The following is a 3400-nucleotide window of genomic DNA, read 5'->3' as shown; positions in this document are numbered from 1 at the left end:
TATTCCGGAGCGGGGCCCCGGTCTGCTCGACGCTGGCGGCGCACCCCGCTGGTGGCGATCACGCCGCCCGCGACCACCCCCTGCCCGCGACGGACGAGGCGTGATCGCCTCTACTGTGGCGGGACACGGGATCAACAGTCAGTTCACGATGCACTCGACCACAGGGAGATCACATGGACGTCGCCGCCGTCGCCGCCACCGCACCGGACGCGCCTCTGGAGAAGACCACCATCCGGCGTCGGGACACCGGGCCGGCCGACGTGCTCATCGAGATCGAGTACGCCGGCATCTGCCATTCCGACATCCACCACGTGCGCGGCGAGTGGGGCCAGACCGCCTACCCCGTGGCGCCCGGGCACGAGATCGTCGGCATCGTCCAGGAGGTCGGTTCCGAGGTCACCCGGCACGCGGTCGGCGATCGCGTCGGCGTCGGGTGCCTGGTGGGAGCCTGCCACGAGTGCTCGTCCTGCACCGCGGGCCAGGAGCAGGAGTGCGAGCGCGGGGCAGTCGCGACCTACGGCTCACCGCTGCCCGAGGACCATCCGGAGGGGCCCGTCACCCAGGGCGGGTACTCGACCCACATCGTGGTCGAGGAGCCCATGGTGGTGTCCGTCCCCGACGGACTCGACCCGGCTGCGGCGGCGCCGCTGCTGTGCGCGGGGATCACCATGTTCTCGCCGCTGCGGCAGTGGAACGTCGGCCCGGGCACCAAGGTCGCCGTGCTCGGCATGGGCGGACTCGGGCACGTCGGTGTGAAGCTCGCGGTGGCGATGGGTGCCGAGGTGACGGTCCTGTCGCAGACCACCTCCAAGCGGGACGATTCGCTGCGGTACGGCGCCGTCGAGCATTACGCGACCGCCGGCGACGAAGGCAAGGCCACGCTCCGGGAGCTGCGCGGCACCTTCGACGTCATCCTCAACACGGTGTCCGCGAACCTGCCGCTGGACCGGTTCCTCGCCACTCTCAAGCCGCGTGGCGCGCTGGTCAACATCGGGATCCCGACGGAGCCGATGTCGGTGCGGGCCGGGTCCGTCGCCGCCGGGCGCAAGATCCTGACCGGGTCCATGATCGGCGGGATCCCCGAGACCCAGGAGATGCTCGACTTCTGCGCCGAGCACGGGATCACCGCCGAGATCGAGCTCATCTCGGCGGACAAGATCAACGAGGCCTACGACCGCGTGGTCCGGTCGGACGTGCACTACCGGTTCGTGATCGACGCCAAGACGTTCTGACCCACCGCAACCCGACTCACCGGGGCGGGGACTCACCGCGGCCTGGCTCACCGGGGGCGACCTGCGCGAGCAGGTCCGCGAAGTCCTCGTCCCGCGCCTCCAGGAATCGGTGCGCCTGCCCGGCGAAGTCAGCCAGCCCGGTCAGACGCCCCGAGCTCCGGGTCGCGCACACCGCTGCGGCGCCACACGCCCGATCCAGGGCGGATGCGATCGCCGACCCCCCGGGCAGCGCGGCCGCCACCCCCGCGGCGACATGCGGGAACGTCACCTCCGCCACACGGTCCCCGGACTCGCGGAACACCGCGACAGCGGACGCGATCCTGTCCGCGTCCGCTCTGATCGTCCCGTCGGGCATCTGCTCACCTCGTCGTCGTCGTTGTCTCGTCGTCGTCTCATCGTGGTCATGAGGTACGACGTCCCCACCCCGCCGGACGGTTCCACCGGGACCCCTCCCGCAGAGGAGAGCACCATGTCCCTGACCTGGACCCCCACCATCGACCGCGCGCTCGCGGTCGCGGCCCGCTGCCACGCCGGCCAGACCCGCAAGGACGACCCGACGCCCTACATCGCGCACCCCGTGGCGGTGGCGATGATCGTGTCCGACTTCACCGACGACCGGGACGTGGCGGTCGCCGCCCTGCTCCACGACGTCCTCGAGGACGTCCCGCCCTCCGTCTACTCGGCCGACGACATGACCGCCGATTTCGGCGAACGGGTCACCGAGCTCGTCCGCGGCGTCTCGGAGGACAAGACCGCGGGTGAGGTGACCCCGCCGTGGCGTGTGCGCAAGGAGGGGTACCTCGCCGCGCTCGCGGAGGACTCCGAGGAGTGCCTGCTCATCTCGGCGGCGGACAAGATCCACAACCTGCGCTCGATGGTCGCCGCCCACGAACGCCTGGGTGACGAGATGTGGGGGCTCTTCAACGCCGGGCCACAGGAGAAGCTGTGGTTCTACCGGTCGTTCGCGGATGCGGTCACCCGACGGCTCGGTGACTGTGCGGCCTCGCGTGAGCTCCGCCGGGCGGTGGACGACGTCGCGGCCCTGGTGCCGGCGGACGGCAGCTGAACGTCACACCGCCGGGAACTCGGCCTTGATCCGCAGCAGGGTCTTGGCCTGGGTCCGCCCCTCGAGGCCGAGCACCAACCCGGAAGACTTGAGGCGCCGGGCGAGGTCCGAGTCCGCGGCGAACTCCGACTCGGACTCGATCGTGATCTCCACCCGGCGTCCACCGTTGAGCAGCACCGACTGCTTGGCGGCGTCCAGCCCGGGGATGTTGGTCCAGCGGATCGGTCCGGGATCACGCGGGGAGGCCCCCGAGCCCGAGAAGGAATAGTCGAAGTCCGTGCTCTGGGTACGGGTCACCTTGCCCCACCCGGCCATCGGTCCCACCCCCACCCGTGCGGCGACGGCGTTGCGGCGGGCGCTGTAGGTCGCGCACTCGATCTCGCAGGCCCCCAGGGTGTTCATCACCCTCAGCGCCTCCTCGAACCGCTGCCGCAGGCTCCACGCGTCGTACTGGCCGAACGGCACCAGCAGCGGACGGCCCTCGATCGGCGCCTGCACGTAGACCACCCGCGGGACGACCTCGCCCTCCACCACGTCGTATCCCGACCGCACCTGCATCGGGCGTTGGATGACGTCGGTGAGCAGACCTCGCTTGTCGGTGACGGGCGCGGTCTCGTAGAAGGACACGAGCTGACTCACTGGCGCTCACCTCACTGTTCGAGGTCGCGACGGGTGCGGACCTGACACCCAGCGTATCCGCCGCCGCGGCATCCGCCCGCTCGTGCCCGGCTCACCCGAGAGGCCACTCCCCGAGTCCGGTGAGGTCGTCGGCCTCCGGGGTGACGGCCGTGGGCTCGCAGCCGAATCCGATCATCTCCGTGCCGTCCTCGAGGGTCACCCGGCCGAGCTGCATCGGCCTGGGGAGCTCGTCGAGGAAGCTGCCGAGCGCCGCCGGGGAGATCGTCCACCTCTCCCCGAGCAGGGCGGCGCCGTCCGGGTGACGCAGGACCCCCGGCTTGGGAGGCTCGGTGTCGAGGCGGTACATCCGGTAGTCGGCGCTGGACCGGACCGGCCCACGCCAGGCGGCGCCGCGCGAGGTGAGCTGGTGTTCGAGCGGGCCCCCACGCCGGTGTGCGCCGAACACCACCAGGTCGACGGCCGG

4 protein-coding genes and 1 pseudogene are annotated in these 3400 nt (G+C 71.2%); 2 read left to right on the top strand and 3 right to left on the bottom strand.

Annotation, left to right across the window (positions count from 1 at the left end):
• The first annotated feature begins 173 nt into the window (after positions 1 to 173).
• Positions 174 to 1232, top strand: coding sequence for an NAD(P)-dependent alcohol dehydrogenase (locus G6027_RS08405; RefSeq protein ID WP_182636775.1), 1059 nt, complete (start codon positions 174 to 176; stop codon positions 1230 to 1232).
• 16 nt (positions 1233 to 1248) lie between these two features.
• On the opposite strand, the gene G6027_RS08400 is transcribed toward G6027_RS08405, so the two are convergent.
• Positions 1249 to 1587: a hypothetical protein gene (locus tag G6027_RS08400; protein WP_182636774.1), complete on the bottom strand. Its 339-nt coding sequence runs from the start codon at positions 1585 to 1587 to the stop codon at positions 1249 to 1251.
• A gap of 48 nt (positions 1588 to 1635) precedes the next feature.
• Here G6027_RS08400 and G6027_RS08395 point away from each other — a divergent pair, with 48 nt between their 5' ends.
• Entirely contained in the window at positions 1636 to 2298 is a 663-nt protein-coding gene (locus G6027_RS08395) for an HD domain-containing protein (protein WP_241726946.1), read from the top strand.
• A gap of 3 nt (positions 2299 to 2301) precedes the next feature.
• On the opposite strand, the gene G6027_RS08390 is transcribed toward G6027_RS08395, so the two are convergent.
• Positions 2302 to 2937 carry a hypothetical protein gene (locus tag G6027_RS08390; RefSeq protein ID WP_182636773.1) on the bottom strand — a complete coding sequence of 212 codons (636 nt, stop codon included), beginning with the start codon at positions 2935 to 2937 and terminating at the stop codon, positions 2302 to 2304.
• 91 nt (positions 2938 to 3028) lie between these two features.
• A pseudogene (locus G6027_RS08385) lies at positions 3029 to 3400 on the bottom strand (allophanate hydrolase); the annotation flags it as partial.

This window comes from Dietzia sp. SLG310A2-38A2, assembly GCF_014145095.1.
Classification (GTDB): Bacteria; Actinomycetota; Actinomycetes; order Mycobacteriales; family Mycobacteriaceae; genus Dietzia.
Note: the sequence above shows the minus strand (reverse complement) of the source record. Positions and strands in the feature narration are given on the sequence as shown.

Coding starts and splice junctions, on each gene's coding strand:
- G6027_RS08405 (WP_182636775.1), top strand. CDS start 174: ATGGACGTCGCCGCCGTCGCCGCCACCGCACCGGACGCGCCTCTGGAG.
- G6027_RS08400 (WP_182636774.1), bottom strand. CDS start 1,587: ATGCCCGACGGGACGATCAGAGCGGACGCGGACAGGATCGCGTCCGCT.
- G6027_RS08395 (WP_241726946.1), top strand. CDS start 1,636: ATGAGGTACGACGTCCCCACCCCGCCGGACGGTTCCACCGGGACCCCT.